Origin of the sequence: Corynebacterium sp. HMSC071F07 (genome assembly GCF_001810285.1) — a bacterium.
Taxonomy (GTDB): Bacteria; Actinomycetota; Actinomycetes; order Mycobacteriales; family Mycobacteriaceae; genus Corynebacterium; species Corynebacterium simulans.
In genome coordinates this window covers 17,858-34,793 of the sequence record NZ_KV800709.1, presented here as the reverse complement: position 1 = coordinate 34,793, position 16,936 = coordinate 17,858, and the positions used below count along the sequence as shown (strand labels likewise).

The window sequence follows — 16,936 nt, the reverse complement described above, 5'->3', positions numbered from 1 at the left end:
GGAATCCGTGGAAGGGCCTGCAGCGAGGGCAGAGTCTGCAGCAGAGCCAGGGCCTGCAGTGGGGGCAGAAGCGCCATCTGTGCTGGTGGCAGCCTGCAATGCCGCTTCTTCCTCGCGGGCCCGGCGGCGTTCGCGGATTTCGGACCACACGAAGTAGCCCAAGCCCAGCGGCGCCATGATGCCGAAGGCAATCCACTGGTAGCCATAAGACAAGTGGTTACCGCGGTCGAGCTGCGGGACCTCCAAGGCGGTCAGCTCACCCGGCTGCTCAGGCGAGAGCTGGATGTAGTCGTGGCCCAACTTTGTATCGGTAAGCGAGGCCACCTCTTCGGTGTGAATTGAGTAGACCTGCTCGTAGCCTTCTTGATCAATCGGCGCAGAGGCGTGCTTCGGCTCGTCCGCGCGAATCATGCCGACAATTGTGGTCTCACCGGCAGGAGCCTTAGGGATCGAGGGCACAGTGTTTCCTTCACCAGCGGCAATCCAGCCGCGGTTGACCAGCATGGTCAGGCCAGAGTCTGTGCGGAAGGGTACCAATGACTGGTATACCGCACCCGAAGAAACTGGACGCAGGCGCAGTAGCACTTCCTCATCAGCCAAGTAGCGTCCGTGGAGGGTAGCGCGGGACCATTCATCATCTGCGATGGCACCCTCAGAATCAACGACCTCAGAAAGTGGGCGTGGGTCCGCCTCATAAGCCTGGGCGATTAGGTGATTGCGTTCCACAATTCGGTCATCTTTGCCCAGCTGCCAGGGCGCTAGCACCGTGAAAGCAAAGTAGGAAAAGGTCACCACGAAGATGAGCAGCAGAACCCATCCCGGCTTGAGGAACGTCTTTAACATGCCCTTATCCTAGACCTGCTGCTCGCGAATCCAATCCAGCAGGCCAGGCTCTGCTGCTTCAATTTCCTTACGGGTTCGTGCGAAGTCTTCCACCGTGCCGTAGTAAGGATCCTCCACGTTGAGCTCCTCGGCATTCGGGTCGAAGCTGCGCATCAAACGAACGCGTTCCGGGTCGATACCTCGCTCGATGAGGGCGTCGCGGTGGCCGGAATCCATCGCGATGAAAAGATCCGCATCCATGTGCTCAGGGCCGAGCTTCGTCGCGCGGTGGGTTGCGCCGTCGTGGCCGCCGCTGCGCAGCTCCGCGATGGCGCGCGGGTCCGCGCCCTGGCCCACATGCCAGCCGCCCAATCCACAGGAAGAGGTACGGGCGACGAGATCTAGCATGTCGGTCTCCATGGCATCGCGAACGATGATTTCCGCCATGGGGGAGCGGCAAATATTGCCCGTGCAGACGAACACGAGGTGCAATGCGGAGGGGTTGTCCTCAGAAGTCATGGGGGTTTAGACCTCTTATAAGCAAATAGAGCGATTTCTGAACGAAAGCTAGGATAGTGCAGCAGCGCGCAGAGAGCGAAAACATAGCGAATAATGCATTAAGGAGCCTTAAGCCATGGCGCAGACAACCGTTGGTGATATCCGCCGCGTCCTCGAGGAAGCCTATCCGCCGCACCTGGCCGAAAAGTGGGATGCCGTGGGCCTTATCTGCGGTGATCCGGAAGACGAGGTGGGAAAGGTGGCCTTCGCACTCGACTGCACCCAGCAGGTTGCAGAAAAGGCAGTGGAGATGGGCGCGCAGATGCTAGTTGTGCACCACCCTTTGCTCCTGCGCGGGGTGACTTCCGTGGCAGCGGATACGCCAAAGGGCAAGGTCATCCACACCTTGCTCAAGGGCGGCGTCGCCTTGTTCGCAGCACACACTAATGCGGATAAGGCCCGCCCGGGCGTTAACGACAAGCTCGCCGAGCTGGTGGGCATCGAGCCGGGACGTCCGATCATTCCGCACGCGCTTTCCGACGCCGAGGTCACCGAGACCAGCCTCGGCTTGGGGCGCATCGGCGAGCTGCCCGAGCCAATGACTCTGCGCGAATTTACGCAGCAGGTCGCGAACGCGCTTCCGGAGACGGCCTGGGGAATTCGCGCGGCGGGTGACCCAGATGGCATCGTCAAGCGCGTGGCGGTCTCGAGTGGCTCCGGTGATTCCTTCCTGGATGCCGCTCGTGAGCTGGACGTGGATGTGTATGTGACCTCGGATCTGCGCCCCCACCCCGTGGACGAGCACTTGCGTGCAGGGGGACCTGCCGTGGTCGATACTGCCCACTGGGCCAGCGAATTTCCATGGACTATGCAGGCGCGCGATATCGTGGAAAAGGCTTACAAGGTGGATACTGAAATCATCGAGCTGCGCACCGACCCGTGGACATTGTCCGTCCACGGAAAATAATCGCCTCGGGAAGACCTGCCATAAGGAGAACTAAATGAAACTGTCGAAGCAACTGCAGCCTGTCCTGCTGGAACTTGCCAACCTCGAGCGTTCCCAGGGCGTTACGGGAGAAAAGACCATTCCGGAGCAGCAGGAGTACGAAAAGGCACAGCTTGAGCACAAGCGGCTTGTCGACGCCGCCGGTTCCGCCCAACTCGCCGTCGACGACATGGAGATGGAAATCCTGCGTATCCAGGCCGATGAGCGCAAGCTGCGCCAGCGCGAGCGCGACGATAAGGCCCAGTTGGGAGCCGAGGTTGACCCGGAGCGTCGCAAGGACTTGGAGCATGACTTGTATGCGGCAAAGTCGCGCATCGCAGACTTGATGAGCGAGCTGCAGGAAGCTCACAATGAGATTCACGCGCTGCGCTCGAACCGCGACGTGCACGGTGCGCGTGTGGATGAGTCCCAGCGCAAGTTGGAAAAGCTCGCGCGTGCTGCGGAGGCGGCGCAGGAGGCAGTGGATAACCGCCCGGATCCGGCAATCCGCATTGCGGAGCTGCGCGAGCAGCTGCCTGCCGACGTCCTGGATAGCTACGATTCCGTGCGCCACGAAAACGGTGTCGGTGCGGCGGCCTTCAAGGGGCGCGCATGTGGTGGCTGCTTCATCGTGCTGCCGCCGGCAGAGCAGAATGCGGTGCGTAACGCCCCAACCGAGGTCCTGCCGCAGTGCGGCGATTGCGGCTCCTACCTGGTGCGCCCGGCCTAATGAAGCTGGTTATTTATGCCGATGGCGGTTCCCGTGGCAATCCGGGAATCGCGGGTTCCGGCACCGCTGTCTATTCCGCCGACCGCCAGCAGCTGCTGCGCGAAATCGCATATGTCGTAGGTAAAAAGTCCACCAATAACGTGGCCGAGTACCACGGCTTGCTGCGTGGGCTCGAGGCCGCGGTGGAGCTAGGCGCCGACGAAGTTGATTTCTTCATGGACTCTAAGCTCGTGGTCGAGCAGATGAACGGGCGCTGGAAGATCAAGCACCCAGACATGCAGGCCCTGGCGTTGGAGGCGCGCAAACTCATCGACCAAATCGGCACGTTCAACCTGAGCTGGGTGCCGCGTGCCAAGAACAAGGTCGCGGATGCGTTGTCGAACGTGGCGATGGATGCCGCCGCCGCGGGCGAGCCGGTGGGGTTTGTCGGCGATACTGAGCAGGCGGATCAGGCTCCTGCGGTGCAGGAGCCCACCAGTGTGGAACTGGGAGAGCCGGCCGCTGCGAGCCAGCCCAGCGATTGGATGGCCGAGCAAGGCCCGGTCACGCGTTTCATCCTGGTTCGCCACGGACAAACCGCGATGTCGGTGGCCAAGCAGTACTCAGGCCATGCCGATCCAGAGTTGACCGAGTTCGGCCGCAAACAGGCACTCGCAGCTGCCCAGGCGCTGGCCGATACGCCAGTCGATGCCATCGTCTGCTCACCACTCAAGCGCTGTCAGCAGACCGCACAGGCGATTGCGCGCAGCGTGCGCCCGGCCGGAGCTGATAAAGATGCTCTTGAGGTGGAAACCGTAGCGGGCTTAATCGAGGTCGACTTCGGGCTGTGGGAAGGCAAGACCTTCGCCGAGGCCCACGCTGCCGATGGCGAGCTGCACGGCCAGTGGCTAGAGGATGCCTCCGTGGCCTGCCCCGGCGGCGAGTCCTTGCAGCAGGTTCACCGCCGCGTGCGCAAGACCCGCCAGGAGTTGCAGGAAAAGTATGCGGGCAAGACCGTCGTGGTGGTCTCGCATGTCAATCCGATCAAGTCCTTTATCAGGCAGAGCTTGGACGCAGGTCCGGTGACTTTTAATCGCCTCTTTTTGGACTTGGCGTCGATAAGCATTGCGGAATTCTGGGACGGCGGCTCGATGCTGCGCGGTTTCAACGATGTGGGCCATTTGCAGTCACTGGGCTAGACTGTAACGCGCGAATGAGCCGACCGGGTGAACGCGTCCTTTCCGAACCAACCTCCACGAGGGGTAAGGCGGGGGACGAGGAAAGTCCGGACTCCACAGAGCACAGTGGTTGCTAACGGCAACCCGGGGCGACCCGCGGGCAAGTGCAACAGAAAGTAGACCGCCTAACGACTTCGTTACGCCTCGTCGTACGAAGATTCGTGAGGTAAGGGTGAAACGGTGAGTTAAGAGCTCACCAGCACCGTCAGTGATGGCGGTGGCTGGGTAAACCCCACTGGGAGCAAGGCATCATGGCCGGCATTTTTGCGGGCTTGATCAGGCGTTCGAAGGCTGCTCGCTTTAGCCTGAAGGTAGCTGCTTGAACCAACTGGCAACGGTTGGTCTAGATGGATGTTCACCGCCGCACGCTTGATGCGTGCGGGAAGACAGAATCCGGCTTATGCGTCGACTCATTCGCCCATTTTTCTGGAACAATGGGGTGGCATGAAACTCTATGCCGCCCCATTAGATTTCCGCTCCGTCGCCGCCGAATTCGGTGTGCCCACCGACTTTAGTGAGGAACTGTGTGCGGCGGCCGCGGCCGCGCAGGATCGTTTCGCCACCTTGCGCCGCGATGCGCGTGATATCCCGCTGGTTACCATCGACCCATTGGGCTCCAAAGACTTGGACCAAGCCGTGTGCATTGAGGCGCGCATGGATGGCTACCGGGTGTATTACGCTATTGCCGACGTCGCGGCTTTCATCGAGCCCGGCAGCGCCCTGGAGGAGGAGACCTTCCGCCGCGGGCAGACCATATATCTGCCTGATGAACCAGCGCGTTTGCATCCCACGGTGTTGTCGGAGGACAAGGCCTCCTTGCTGGAGGGCGTGGATCGCCCAGCCGTGTTGTGGACCATCGACCTCGATGGGGCGGGCGAGGTTCTGGACTTTACTTTGGCGCGAGCATTGGTGCGCTCGAGGGCGCGGCTGGATTATGAAGGCGTGCACGCGGATCTGGCAGCGGGCAGCATGCATTCCTCGATTGCTTTGTTGCCGCAAGTAGGAAAGCTGCGGCAGGCTTCCTCGCTGCGCCGGGAGGCGATTAATCTGCGGCTTCCTTCCCAGAGTGTCGAGGAATTCGAGGAAGATTGCCAACACCGCTATGAACTGGTCATTGAGCCGCGGTACGAGGTCATGGACTATAACTCGGAGATTTCTCTGCTGACCGGGATGTGCGCGGGGCAGCTGATGGAAAAGCACGGCGTGGGGTTGCTGCGCACGCTGCCTGCGGCCACGGCGGAAGCTGAGGAGGAGTTCCGCACTGAGGTTGCGGCCTTGGGCTATTCGCTTGACGACGCCTCGATTACTCAGTTCCTGCAAACACTCGATGCGGATTCGCCGCGGGGCATGGCCGCAATGCGGGAAGCGCAGCGCCTGCTGCGCGGTGCCGGCTACGTGTGGCTGGAGGAATCGCCCGCGGAGGTACACGCGGGCATCGGCGGCTACTACGCGCATGTGACTGCGCCGCTGCGGCGGTTGGCGGATCGATTCGCCACGGAGGTCTGCCTCGCGCTCGCACACGGCGAATCTGTGCCGGAGTGGGTTAGTTCGCGCGCTGGGGACTTAACTCGCACGATGGCCACGACCTCGCAGCTGGCCTCCCAAGTGGATAAAGCCTGTCTGAACCTGACAGAGGCAACCGTTCTCGAGCCATGGGTGGGCACGAACTTTGAAGCGATCGTGGTCCAGGGTGGGCCAACGCGTGAGAAAGCCCGCATCTTTGTGACGCAACCTCCGGTATTTGCGGAGGCTGTCGGGCACCCAGATACGGGCAGTGAGTCTAACTTCTCTCTGGTCAAAGCTGACGTGGCAGAGCGCGACGTGCTTTTTGCGTGGCCTGCTGATTAGTTGTGGTTAGTTCGCTGCTGTGGCTAGAAGGTATTAGCTTGCTCGCCGTCGAGCAGTGGAACCACCAGCAATCCGTCCTCGGCGAGGTCCGCTGCGAAGTTATCGGCCTTGGCCGCCGGCACGAAAGCGATGACAGACTGGGAAGTACCAGCGTGTGCTGAACGCGCAGAGCGTGCGCCGCGCACCGTGGCTAGCTCGGCAATCTTTTCCGCGGAGTGCAGGCTATAAACCGTGGTTAGTGCTTGCTGCGACTGGTTAAGCAGCGGGAAGAGATCGGTGCCGCGGCGCGAACGCAGGGCGCGGGCGAGCTCTTGGGCGCGCTCGGTTTCTTCCGAATAGAACACCAACCACTCGGCGGCTTCGGCCAAGGTGGGCTGGTTGGCCGAGCCATGTACCTTGTGAACTGCCTTCAGCCAATCCAGCACGCGCTGGGATGCGTCGGGCAAAAGCCGCAACGACTCAGCGCCGAAAGCATGGCAGGCATCATCGATGAAACGCTCACGCTGGCGAATCGCGGCGATGCCTGGTGTGGCATCGAAATCGCCGGGGACGGTAACAGCAAACGCGGCAATCTCGCGGGTAACTGGGTGGGGCGCCTGGGTGACGGAGCCATCCGCGTAGTCCACGATTGTTACTGTCTCGCCCACGCCTCGGAGCGCGGCAGTGTGGCGGGCACGCAGGGCGGGGTATTCGCCGAAGGTGCCGACCGACTGGGAGCAGACATCGGCGATGCGTGCGCGCAGGGGAGCGGAGTGAAGATCTTCGGCATCACCGAGCAACGCTAACGCTACAGCGACATCTCCCGCGGCAAGCGCACCAAGACCGGCTGCGAAAGGAATATCGCTAACCACCGTGACGTCCATGCCGGCGGTTTCACGAGAAAGCAGCTGGCGGTTAATCATGGTGTGTGCGATGCCGCCCCAACGGGCTGCGAAGCCACCGACCGGAGCCGCCGGGATGATGGGCTGGCCCTCAGAATCTATTGACGGCAGCTGCTCTGCGGCACGGGATGCCAGTTCGGTGAGACTGATGGCGTCGTTGATGGTCTCGCCCTCGTGCGGAACAAGGTGAACCGCAATGGTGCCGTCGGTACGTGGGCTAACCGCTGCGGCAGCACGCATCTGTGCTAAGCCCATTATGGCGACGCCACCAAAGTGGTCAATGTGCTCGCCAATGAGCGAGAAAGTAGCGGGCGCACTAGCGCAGTGTGCTGGTTCCGTGCCTACTAGTTCGAGGTGGGCAGCGTTGATTCGCTCCGCTGCGGGGGAAGAAGGCGTGGACCACATCGGCATGGTGCGAGGAACTCCTTGGTGCTGCTTTGGGGGACTTTGGACTTTCATAGTCTAGCGTTTACGCGCCAGACGCCTATTGGGATGTGCCTGTAAAGTGGTGGCACCCCTTAAACACCCTAGTGTGGCCGCCGGCCACCGCTACCCGCAACATGGGGTGCGGACAGTAGCAGCAGAAGGGCTAGTTAAGAAAAGGAGCCTTTTATGAGCAACCCAGATGAGCAGTGGTACTACGACACCGCCACCGGCAAGGTAACCCAGGGCGCTGAAAGCAGTTGGGATAACCGCATGGGCCCGTACGCCACCCGCGAGGAAGCAGAGCACGCTATCGAGATTGCGAAGGCTCGCAACGAAGCCGCTGATGCTTACGACGCGGAAGATGACGCTTAAGACTCGATCCTATTTCTTGAGCTTCTTGCTCAGCGGCTTGAACGCGGACTTGATGGCCTTGAAGGATTCGGCATAATCGTCAAGTGCTTCGAGGCCAATATTGCGTTCACGCTGGTAAAGAAGGCCGTAACCAAAAGTGTCTTCACCGCGGCGGCGAGCGGTGTTGGCCAGCTCTAGGAGCTTGTCACGGGAAGTGACGGAGTCTTGGAAATCACCCAAGACCGATTGCATTTGCTTGCAAGCCTTGTACAGGCCCTTGGTCTTTAGGTTCGTCGCAGAACCGGCAGCCTCTGCTGCATAACGCAGCTTCTTAGCGGCCTTGCGCATGTCGTGGAAGTAATCCTCACGCTCGTGCAGCGATAGTTCTGGGTTATCCCAGTTCTTGATTGCCTTCTCATGACGCTTGACCAGCTTCTTGTACGCCTCGTTGAGGTGCATCGCCATGACCTGGTCCATGGACGGAGCTTCCTGCTTCTTGGCGGCAGCGTCCTTCTTTTTCTTCGGCGCGGTGTCCGTAGCCTCTGCTTCTTGGGCGGTCTCTTCCGAACCCGAGGCCTCAGCAGCGTCCGCGGCTTCTGCAGCTGGAGTAACGGTGGAAACTACTGTGGCGTCTTCGGTCTCTTCGGCATCATCTGCAGGCGCTTCCTCGGAGTCCTGTGCTACTGGTGGGTTGGCTAGTAGCTCATCAAGCGAATCCAGCAGCTCCAAGTAGCGCTCCGAATCGAGTGCGGCAACCACGTGGCGGTGAGCGCGGCGGTATGCGGTGCCCATGTCGCGTGAGATGTGCTCGCGCGTTGCCTCGTCCAATGTGTCGGAATCTTCGGAGGCAAGCAAGCTCTGCCAGCGTTCTTCAACAACCTCAGCGTCGCGTGCTACGCCTAGGATGCCGGCGAGAAGCTTTAGCTCAGATTCGATGCGCTCGATTTCCGGGCCAACGACAATGCCGTGGAAGGTTTGAATGTGGCTGCGCAGCTCGCGGGTAGCCACGCGCATCTGGTGGACAGAATCCCATTCGTTGCGACGGACGCGGGGGTCGTAGTCGACGAGCTTGTCACGGTTCGCCTCCAGCGCACTGACCACCGCGGCGGCAGCGGAATCCGGTTCCACGCTCGAAGTCTGCAGTGCTGGAGGAAGGGGCGCGTTGCGGATGGAATCGCCCAAAGCGGACTTCAGCTTGGACGGGGAGGAGGAAACGCGTGCGCCGGCGCCGATGAGGAGGGACGTGGCTTCGCGGATGAAGCGGCTTCCTTCATTGGTGCCTGGTAGGTCGCCGGCGAGCTCCACTTCCCACTCACGCCAGGTATGCTGACCGCCTCCTTGCAGGAAGGAGAAAGCGGTGACGTGGTCATCGCAGAATTCAGCAACCGGTTTTCCCTCGGCGTTAGCAAGAACCATCTCAGTACGGTTGTTATCAACCTGGGCGATGGGGGCAAGCGGGTGATTGCGGATAACGGAGCGAACCTCGTGGAGAAGCTCTGCTGGGACCTCGTAACGGCCATCTACTGGCTCGCCGAGCTCGGCATGAATCTCCGTTCGGCCTTGGCTGCCCGGAATCTTAATGTGCCAGCCATCATCATTTCCGCCCGTACGACGACGCAACGTGATCTTTGCATGGGTCAGACGCAGGTCTTCGGTGTCGTAGTAGATGGCAGAAAGTGCGTGGTGGTGGGTTTCAGCGATGTGGTCCACGCCAGCGAGCCGGGTGAGCTCAGGCAATTGGATGGATTCAGCGACTGCGAACTTTGCTTCGACTTCGAGGAAAGTCTTCGTAGACATGCACACACCTTTAATCAATACGTATTTAAGGAAAGAAGAGTTACTAAACGAAAGCCTACCCGTCAGCGTAGGTTAATGGGGCAGGCTTTCCAGACGTTAACTGGCGATCTGCCGCTGGCTGCTTGAGCCTATGGAATCGCCTGCAAGATGCGATTTTTCAGCCGCACTTGCACCATCGTGTACCCCGGCCCAACTACTGGCAGAAAGCGTCATTGCGGAAAGGTGAGGGAACAAGCGGTTGCGGGCTTCCTCGGAACCAACCTGGCGCTCATACAGCGCCGGGATTGCCTGCCGGGCAAGGCTGCGGCCATCGGCCTCATTGCCGGTTTCTGCCGTACGGGCATCTGCTGCTTCAGACATTCCGGTGAAGTTAGCTTCATCGAGCAACTCCGAGATGCGGGCGGCATAGGACAACCAGAAACTACGGCGGTAGGCGGCGGTCTCGCCGCGGCTGCGCGCCTGGGCCGCACCGTCTCCGGAGCGCATGTACCAGTCGCATTGGCGGCTCAAGGAATCGAAGAGCTGGGCCACATGCGCGGAATCTTCCGCCGTGCCAACAACGCAGGCGATGCCCTTTTCGTGCGCGAGGATTGAGGCGCAACCATTGTGATAGGCCACAACGCCCAGCAAACTCGCTTGGTGCTTTACATACGGGGCGTGGATATGCACGCGCCGAGCAAGGAAATCTGGAGCGTGCCCAGCAAACACATCTTCCACACGGTAGCGCTGTTGCAGGGACTGCGCCTTGGCAATGAGCGCATCCGCTTCATTCTCAAAGGGAGTGGATTCCGCCTTGCGCAGGAGGTTGTTTATCTTCTCGCGAATCTTCGCTTGCTTCGGATCAATATCCGCTTGGCGGTCCTTCGCGGCCGCGACCAAAAGCTCAGTATCACGCAGCTTAGGCAGTCGTAACAGCTCCAGGCTTAGCTTGCGAAGTGTTTCCTCCGGGAGAATCAGCGAGCCCGAACGTGGTGGCGCTAATTGCAGCCATTGCTTGCGCAGTACCGGCGAAGAAATGCGCGCCGGGACGCGTGGTGCGGCGCGATAGAGCAGGGGATGGACCTTAGGACCTAGAACGTGGAGGATATCGGCCGGTGCCCAGCCTTTCTCGGCGGCCCAGACAGCGTTGATGAGAGCTTCGTTGTGGAGAGCGCGGTGGGAGTGGTCAGTGTCTTGGTACATGGTTTTCCTTTCGGCTGTGTTCGAATGTGTGTTCAGCAAAGCACGCCGCCCAGACATCCCTTCCACGCATCGCCCCCACCTTTTGCCCCCGAGATACTTTGCTGAAATGGTCAAACGCCGCCCAAAGTAGTGTCTAATAGAGTGCGCAATTTACGCGTGTATCGCAGGTAAGGTTTAGAGCATGAACAGCCAACATGAATTCGTCCTCCGCACAGTCGAAGAACGCGATATTCGCTTCATCCGCCTGTGGTTCACCGACATCTTGGGCGCACTCAAGTCCGTTGTCATGAGCCCCTCCGAGCTGGAATCAGCATTCGAGGAGGGCGTAGGTTTCGACGGTTCATCTATCGAAGGTTTTTCCCGCATCGCCGAGTCGGATACTCTCGCCCTGCCAGATCCTTCGACCTTTCAGATCATGCCTTTCGACCAAGATGAGCCGGAGATTGCTTCGGCGCGCATGTTCTGCGATATTGCCCAACCAGACGGCCAGCCTTCCATGGTGGATCCGCGCCATATCCTGCGTCGCCAGGTCACCGAAAGCGCCAATGAGGGCTTTACCTGCATGGCTGCACCAGAAATCGAGTTCTACCTGCTGGAGCAATCGCCGGATAATACAAATCTCATCGCGACGGACAATGGCGGTTACTTCGACCAAGCCACCCATGACCGCGCGCCGAGCTTCCGCCGTCACTCCATGTCGGCGCTAGAGGCCTTGAGTATTGCCACGGAATTTAGCCACCATGAGACCGCGCCGGGCCAGCAGGAAATCGATCTACGCCATGCCGACGTGATGACCATGGCCGATAACATCATGACCTTCCGCCACGTCATAAAACAGGTGGCTGCTGACCAAAAAGTCCAGGCCACGTTCATGCCGAAGCCTTTTGAACACTTGCCAGGTTCTGGCATGCACACCCACTTGAGCCTGTTTGAAGGAGAGCACAATGCTTTCCACGATCCCGACGATGAATTTTCCTTGTCCCAAACCGCCAAGCAGTTCATTGCGGGCATTTTGGAGCACTCCGTTGAGTTGACTGCTGTGACCAACCAATGGACCAATTCCTATAAGCGCTTGATGTTCGGCAACGAGGCGCCGGGCTCAGCAACCTGGGGCGTTTCGAATCGTTCTGCGCTCGTCCGCGTGCCTACCTACCGTCTGGGCAAGGCGGAGTCGCGTCGCGTGGAGATCCGTTCGCTGGATTCTGCGATGAACCCATACTTGGGTTATGCCGTCTTGCTGGCAGCAGGCCTGCGTGGCATCAAGGAAGGCTACGAGTTGGGCGATCCCGCAGAGGACGATGTCCATCAGCTCACTCGCCGCGAGCGCCGCGCTATGGGCTACCGCGACCTGCCCGTCAGCTTGGACCAGGCCCTGCGTGAGTTTGAAAAGTCGGAGTTTATGGCGGAAGTCCTAGGCGAGCATGTCTTCGAGTATTTCTTGCGTGCCAAGTGGGATGAATGGCACTCCTATCAGCAGCAAATCACCAGCTTTGAGCTCAACCTCAACTACTAGTTAGGCACTTTAAAGGATTTTGATGCGCCCTATTGCAGTTCCCTCGCCGGCCACCCTAGGCCTTACTCGAGCGACGGCAGCTAAAGATCTTGAACAACTGGGCTGGGATAATCCCGAGTCGCTAGAGCTTTTGTGGACGCTCGCAGCTTCGGGTGATCCGGACCTTGCGCTGAACACGCTAATCCGCATGTATGAGGCTGTTCCCGAGCTCGATGGGCAGCTGCGTAGCAGCGAGGAATTGCGCGTGCGCACCTTAGCTTTGCTCGGGGCGTCGACAGCATTTGGTGATCACTTGGCTGCTAATCCCGAGCTGTGGCGGGAGCTGGCCAAGCCCTTGCCCACGCCAACTGAGATGCTGCAGGAGATTCTTGGCGCAGTGGGCGCTCAACCTGCAGATTTTACCGAGGACGCGCAAGAGGAACGCCCCGATACAGCCACGCCGGATTTGAACACGGCCGGCACCTACCGAGCCGCCGCAGGGGACCACAAGGCGGTGCTTAAGTCCACCTATCGCACGCTCATGATGCGCATCGCCGCTCATGATCTTGCGGGTACGTTTTTCTCCCGCAAGGGGCAGTCTGCGCCGCAGCCGCGCTTGGAGTTCCAGGTTGTCACGCGGCTTTTGACTGCGCTTGCCGACGCCGCCCTTACTGCCGCGCTCGCCGTCGCCATCCGCAACGTCTACGGCGACGACCCCCGTCGACGCGAAACTGGCAGTCATGGCGATGGGCAAGTGCGGAGCTGGCGAGCTGAATTACATTTCCGACGTCGATGTCATCTTCTTATCCGACGTCGTTACGCCGAAGATTACGCGGGTGGCCTCCGAGTTTAATCGAATCGGCTCGGCCTCCTTCTTCGAAGTCGATGCCAACCTGCGCCCCGAGGGAAAGTCCGGCGCGCTGGTGCGCACCTTGGAATCCCACGTTGCTTATTACAAGCGGTGGGCAGAGACTTGGGAGTTTCAGGCTCAGCTCAAAGCACGTCCACAGACCGGCTACTTGCCGCTCGGCGAGGATTACCTGGCCCAGATCGGTCCTATGGTGTGGACCGCATCCCAGCGTGATTCGTTTGTGGAAGATGTCCAAGCCATGCGCCGCCGCGTGCTGGATAATGTGCCAAAAGAGTTGCGGCAACGCGAGCTGAAACTGGGAGAGGGCGGGCTGCGCGACGTCGAGTTTGCGGTGCAGCTGCTTCAGCTGGTGCACGGCCGCTCCGATGAGACCCTGCGCGTTCTTTCTACGGTGGATGCGCTCACCGCCCTGGTCAGCGCTGGATACGTGGGGCGTGAAGATGGCACGCAGTTGATCGAGGCCTATGAGTTTCTCCGCTTGCTAGAACACCGTCTGCAGCTTGAGCGCTTCCGCCGCACTCACGTCTTGCCTCCCGCCGATGATAAGCAGGCCCTTAAATGGCTTGCCATCATCTCCGGGTTCACCCCGCAGGGCAATAAGTCCGCCGCCGAGCGCTTGGACCAGTACCTGAAGACCACGCGCTTGCGAATTCAGGATCTCCACTCCCGCCTGTTCTACCGGCCGCTGCTTAATTCGGTGGTCTCCATGTCCGCCGACGAGCTCAAGCTTTCTCCGGAGGCGGCAAAGCTGCAGCTGGCAGCACTTGGCTATGTCTATCCCGACCGCGCCTTTGAGCACCTGACCTCCTTGGCTGCGGGCACGTCGCGAAAAGCTAGGATTCAAGCCATCTTGCTGCCTACGCTCATGGGTTGGCTTTCCTCGACCGCAGACCCAGATATGGGCCTGCTTAACTATCGCAAGCTCTCTGAGGCTGCGTATGACCGGCAATGGTTCCTGCGCATGCTGCGCGACGAAGGCATCGTGGGGCAGCGTCTAATGAGCATCTTGGGCACCTCGCCCTTTGCTTCGGACCTCATCATTAGCGCTCCCGACGTCGTCAAGCAGCTCTCCGACGGCGCTTCGGGCCCGAAGCTGCTGGAAACCAAGCCCGAGCAGGTATCGAAGGCGTTGGTTAATTCCACCAAGCGTCATGCAGACCCCGACAAGGCGGTGGCGGTGGCCCGTAGCTTGCGCCGCGTGGAATTAGCGCGCATTGCCGCGGCGGACTTGCTCGGATTTATGTCAGTGCAGCAGGTGTGTTACGAACTATCCACGATTTGGGATGCCGTGCTGGAGGCAGCGCTGCGCGCGGAGATTCGTGCTTGGCTTGGCGACGCCGCGCAAGAGGAACCGCCCGCACGCATCGCCGTCATCGGTATGGGGCGCCTGGGCGGAATGGAGCTGGGCTTCGGCTCTGACGCCGACGTCATCGTGGTGGCCGAACCTAGCGAGGGCATGGACGAGACGGAAGCCGTCAAGTGGGCAATCGGGATCGTCGATAAGCTGCGGCGTCGGCTTTCTAAACCTTCCGGCGATCCGCCGCTCGACGTTGACCTGGGGCTGCGCCCAGAAGGCCGTTCCGGTGCCGTGGTGCGCACGATTGCCTCTTATGAGCGTTATTACCGCGAGTGGGGCGAGGCTTGGGAGATGCAGGCGCTGCTGCGTGCGGCCTTCGTCGCTGGCGATCGCGGCGTGGGGGAGAAGTTCCTAGCTATGGTCGATGGTTTCCGCTATCCCGCTGATGGCGTTAGCGAAAAGACCTTGCGCGCGATTCGCCGTATGAAAGCTCGCGTGGATAACGAGCGTCTGCCGCGCGGTGCTGATCGCAACACCCATACCAAGCTGGGTCGCGGCGGGTTGTCCGACATCGAGTGGACCGTACAGCTTTTGACCATGATGCATGCCCATGATTACCCGGACCTCCACGATCCTTCGACGTTGCGCGTGCTGGATGCAGTGGAAAAACACGAGCTGATTCCGCCGGAGAAGGTTCAGGTGCTGCGGGATGCCTGGCTGCTGGCAACCGACGCCCGCAACGCCCTGGTTCTCGTGCGCGGTAAGCGTGTGGATCAGCTGCCGACGCCGGGACCTCAGTTGGCCCAGGTGGCCGGTGCTGCCGGCTGGGCACCGGAGGACAACCAGGAATTCCTGGACACCTATCTCAAGACCACGCGGCATGCCCGCAAGGTGGTCGACGAGGTCTTCTGGGGTGAGGCGGAGACCTTCGAGCACGAAAATGCCTAGGCTGGGAACGCAGAGAATGAAAACTGTCCCAGCATTGAGCTTAAAGAATTGAGAAAGCCATGTCTTTGAATTTGTCGCTTGATATCACCACCGCCACCTTGGCTGACTTGGAGGCCTTCCTAGCCGCGGCTCGGGCAGCCGGGGCCACAGGCAGCGACGCGCTAGAGCTGGAGGACGCGCAGCTTCGCGTAAGCGTCACGAAGCCGAGGCCGGAAGAAAATATTCACGCCCCGGCGGATGAACCAGCCACCACACAATCAACGCAGCCGCAGGCTCCGCGTCATTCCCAGCAGCCGCGCAGCGCGTGGGAGCGCACCTTGGGCGATAATGCACTTCGCTCTGTCATCGATATTCTTTCTGAGCGTCTCGACCCACCACGTGGCGGCAGCTCCTTTGGTAACTTTGGCCCAAGTATTTAGAACCGCCCTAAGCCAGGATTAGACTTTAAAACCGTGTATCGCAACAAGATCGTCGCCGTGTGGGCGAGTGTGGCCGTGCTGGCGATCCTCGCACTGGGCATTGGCGTGTTTGCCACCACTCGGGATAATCCGCCGGCTGGTGCGCAGACCGTGGCAGAGGCCATCGGTGGCGGTGTGCTGCAAAATGACAATTCCACAGCGCCGTCGAATATCGATGAAGAGCGCATGTACTCGCTGGCTGAAGCGCTTGGCATTCCCCCCGAGTCGATGCCGCGCGACATGCTCGAATCCGCGAATCGTTCCGAGTCCCGCGGAACCATGATTCAGGTTTTGCGCAAAGCAATCGAGCAAGGCGTTCTCAATGATGAGGAGGCCGCCGTTATCCTCAAGGCCTTTGATTTGGGCCTGGTCAACCCAGCCGTCGATACCATCGTCGCGGAAAGCTCCCCAGCGCAGTAATCACAGGAACACACAGGTGCCGTGCAGGCCCACACGAAGCATCCGGCAGGTGCCAGACTTAATGTAATCCTCATAAATATAACGAATGCATAACGCATTGCGCGTGGAGGAGGAACATGAGCTGGCGCGAGAAACTTGGCACCGCGATCGGTGTTTCATTGGCCGTAGCAATTCCGGTCACTGGCGGACTCGGCGTTTCCTATGCGGTCAACGCCATGCCAATAGAATCCAGTGCGGAAATTCCCATTAACTCTGATGAAGTTTCGCAAAGCCCGTTGAAGGAGCCCGGCCAGGAACTCGGGGAAGCGTTGCGTAGGTTCCATCCCGGCTTATAGTGGGTGAGTATGTTGCTGCGCTCCGTCTCGCTAAAGAAACAGGAACTGGATAGTTACCTGCTCCAGCTGCCCATGGTGCAATACCTGCAGGACCTGCCGTACTTCGAGTTCACCTCGCCCGTGACCTGCTTGGTGGGTGAAAACGGGGCGGGCAAGTCCACGCTTCTAGAAGCAATCGCGCTGCGCCTGCGCTTTTCGCCCTTTGGCGGGCGCTACGACGACGCCAAGCGCATCCGCGCGCCTTTTCGCGGCCTGTCCGCGGGGCTGAACTGTAAGCTCGACGAGAATCTACAACGTGGCTATTTCTTACGCGCCGAAACGCATGAGTCCGTGCTTGAGGCGGCTAATAGCCCAGACGAGCGCGCCGGGCGTAATACC

The 16,936-nt window shown here is 60.1% G+C and carries 15 protein-coding genes, 1 other RNA gene and 1 pseudogene; 12 read left to right on the top strand and 5 right to left on the bottom strand.

What is annotated here, in order from left to right; genetic code table 11:
* On the bottom strand, positions 1 to 843 hold an 843-nt coding region (locus tag HMPREF2724_RS06240; RefSeq protein WP_246818217.1), incomplete at its 3' end, for an SURF1 family cytochrome oxidase biogenesis protein.
* A gap of 9 nt (positions 844 to 852) precedes the next feature.
* Complete coding sequence (locus HMPREF2724_RS06235) at positions 853 to 1,341, bottom strand: low molecular weight protein-tyrosine-phosphatase (RefSeq protein ID WP_061923778.1); 489 nt, start codon at positions 1,339 to 1,341, stop codon at positions 853 to 855.
* Between the two features lie 115 nt (positions 1,342 to 1,456).
* Here HMPREF2724_RS06235 and HMPREF2724_RS06230 point away from each other — a divergent pair, with 115 nt between their 5' ends.
* From HMPREF2724_RS06230 to HMPREF2724_RS06210, 5 genes are all read left to right on the top strand, one after another.
* Positions 1,457 to 2,287: a Nif3-like dinuclear metal center hexameric protein gene (locus HMPREF2724_RS06230; RefSeq protein WP_070587748.1), complete on the top strand. Its 831-nt coding sequence runs from the start codon at positions 1,457 to 1,459 to the stop codon at positions 2,285 to 2,287.
* Positions 2,288 to 2,321: 34 nt separating this feature from the next.
* Positions 2,322 to 3,035 carry a zinc ribbon domain-containing protein gene (locus tag HMPREF2724_RS06225; protein ID WP_061923772.1) on the top strand — a complete coding sequence of 238 codons (714 nt, stop codon included), beginning with the start codon at positions 2,322 to 2,324 and terminating at the stop codon, positions 3,033 to 3,035.
* Positions 3,035 to 4,213, top strand: coding sequence for a bifunctional RNase H/acid phosphatase (locus HMPREF2724_RS06220; protein WP_070587745.1), 1,179 nt, complete (start codon positions 3,035 to 3,037; stop codon positions 4,211 to 4,213). The genes HMPREF2724_RS06225 and HMPREF2724_RS06220 overlap by 1 nt, the downstream gene beginning before the upstream one ends.
* Before the next feature lie 15 nt (positions 4,214 to 4,228).
* An RNA gene (gene rnpB, locus HMPREF2724_RS06215) (RNase P RNA component class A) lies at positions 4,229 to 4,669 on the top strand.
* A 27-nt stretch (positions 4,670 to 4,696) separates the two neighbouring features.
* Complete coding sequence (locus tag HMPREF2724_RS06210) at positions 4,697 to 6,100, top strand: ribonuclease catalytic domain-containing protein (protein ID WP_061923766.1); 1,404 nt, start codon at positions 4,697 to 4,699, stop codon at positions 6,098 to 6,100.
* Positions 6,101 to 6,123: 23 nt separating this feature from the next.
* Here HMPREF2724_RS06210 and HMPREF2724_RS06205 read toward each other — a convergent pair whose 3' ends face one another.
* Complete coding sequence (locus HMPREF2724_RS06205; protein ID WP_070587742.1) at positions 6,124 to 7,392, bottom strand: galactokinase family protein; 1,269 nt, start codon at positions 7,390 to 7,392, stop codon at positions 6,124 to 6,126.
* A gap of 201 nt (positions 7,393 to 7,593) precedes the next feature.
* Between HMPREF2724_RS06205 and HMPREF2724_RS06200 the strand changes: the two genes are divergently transcribed.
* Positions 7,594 to 7,779 carry a hypothetical protein gene (locus HMPREF2724_RS06200; RefSeq protein ID WP_070587739.1) on the top strand — a complete coding sequence of 62 codons (186 nt, stop codon included), beginning with the start codon at positions 7,594 to 7,596 and terminating at the stop codon, positions 7,777 to 7,779.
* Positions 7,780 to 7,788: 9 nt separating this feature from the next.
* Here HMPREF2724_RS06200 and HMPREF2724_RS06195 read toward each other — a convergent pair whose 3' ends face one another.
* Positions 7,789 to 9,555, bottom strand: a complete 1,767-nt coding sequence (locus HMPREF2724_RS06195; protein ID WP_070587736.1) for a CYTH and CHAD domain-containing protein — start codon at positions 9,553 to 9,555, stop codon at positions 7,789 to 7,791.
* Between the two features lie 96 nt (positions 9,556 to 9,651).
* The gene (locus tag HMPREF2724_RS06190; RefSeq protein WP_062043853.1) at positions 9,652 to 10,737 is read right to left on the bottom strand and encodes a DUF2786 domain-containing protein; all 1,086 of its coding nucleotides are present in this window, start codon (positions 10,735 to 10,737) and stop codon (positions 9,652 to 9,654) included.
* A 181-nt stretch (positions 10,738 to 10,918) separates the two neighbouring features.
* Between HMPREF2724_RS06190 and HMPREF2724_RS06185 the strand changes: the two genes are divergently transcribed.
* The 6 genes and pseudogenes from HMPREF2724_RS06185 to HMPREF2724_RS06160 all read left to right on the top strand — a co-directional run.
* Entirely contained in the window at positions 10,919 to 12,250 is a 1,332-nt protein-coding gene (locus tag HMPREF2724_RS06185; protein ID WP_070456096.1) for a glutamine synthetase family protein, read from the top strand.
* 22 nt (positions 12,251 to 12,272) lie between these two features.
* A pseudogene (locus tag HMPREF2724_RS06180) lies at positions 12,273 to 15,345 on the top strand (bifunctional [glutamine synthetase] adenylyltransferase/[glutamine synthetase]-adenylyl-L-tyrosine phosphorylase).
* A gap of 59 nt (positions 15,346 to 15,404) precedes the next feature.
* Positions 15,405 to 15,764: a hypothetical protein gene (locus HMPREF2724_RS06175; protein ID WP_062043859.1), complete on the top strand. Its 360-nt coding sequence runs from the start codon at positions 15,405 to 15,407 to the stop codon at positions 15,762 to 15,764.
* A 33-nt stretch (positions 15,765 to 15,797) separates the two neighbouring features.
* A complete protein-coding gene (locus HMPREF2724_RS06170) occupies positions 15,798 to 16,223 on the top strand; it encodes a hypothetical protein (protein WP_062043862.1) in 426 nt (141 codons plus the stop codon).
* Positions 16,224 to 16,339: 116 nt separating this feature from the next.
* Positions 16,340 to 16,558: a hypothetical protein gene (locus HMPREF2724_RS06165; RefSeq protein ID WP_070587733.1), complete on the top strand. Its 219-nt coding sequence runs from the start codon at positions 16,340 to 16,342 to the stop codon at positions 16,556 to 16,558.
* 9 nt (positions 16,559 to 16,567) lie between these two features.
* Positions 16,568 to 16,936 (top strand): AAA family ATPase (locus tag HMPREF2724_RS06160; protein WP_141748349.1); only part of this gene is annotated, 369 nt, incomplete at its 3' end.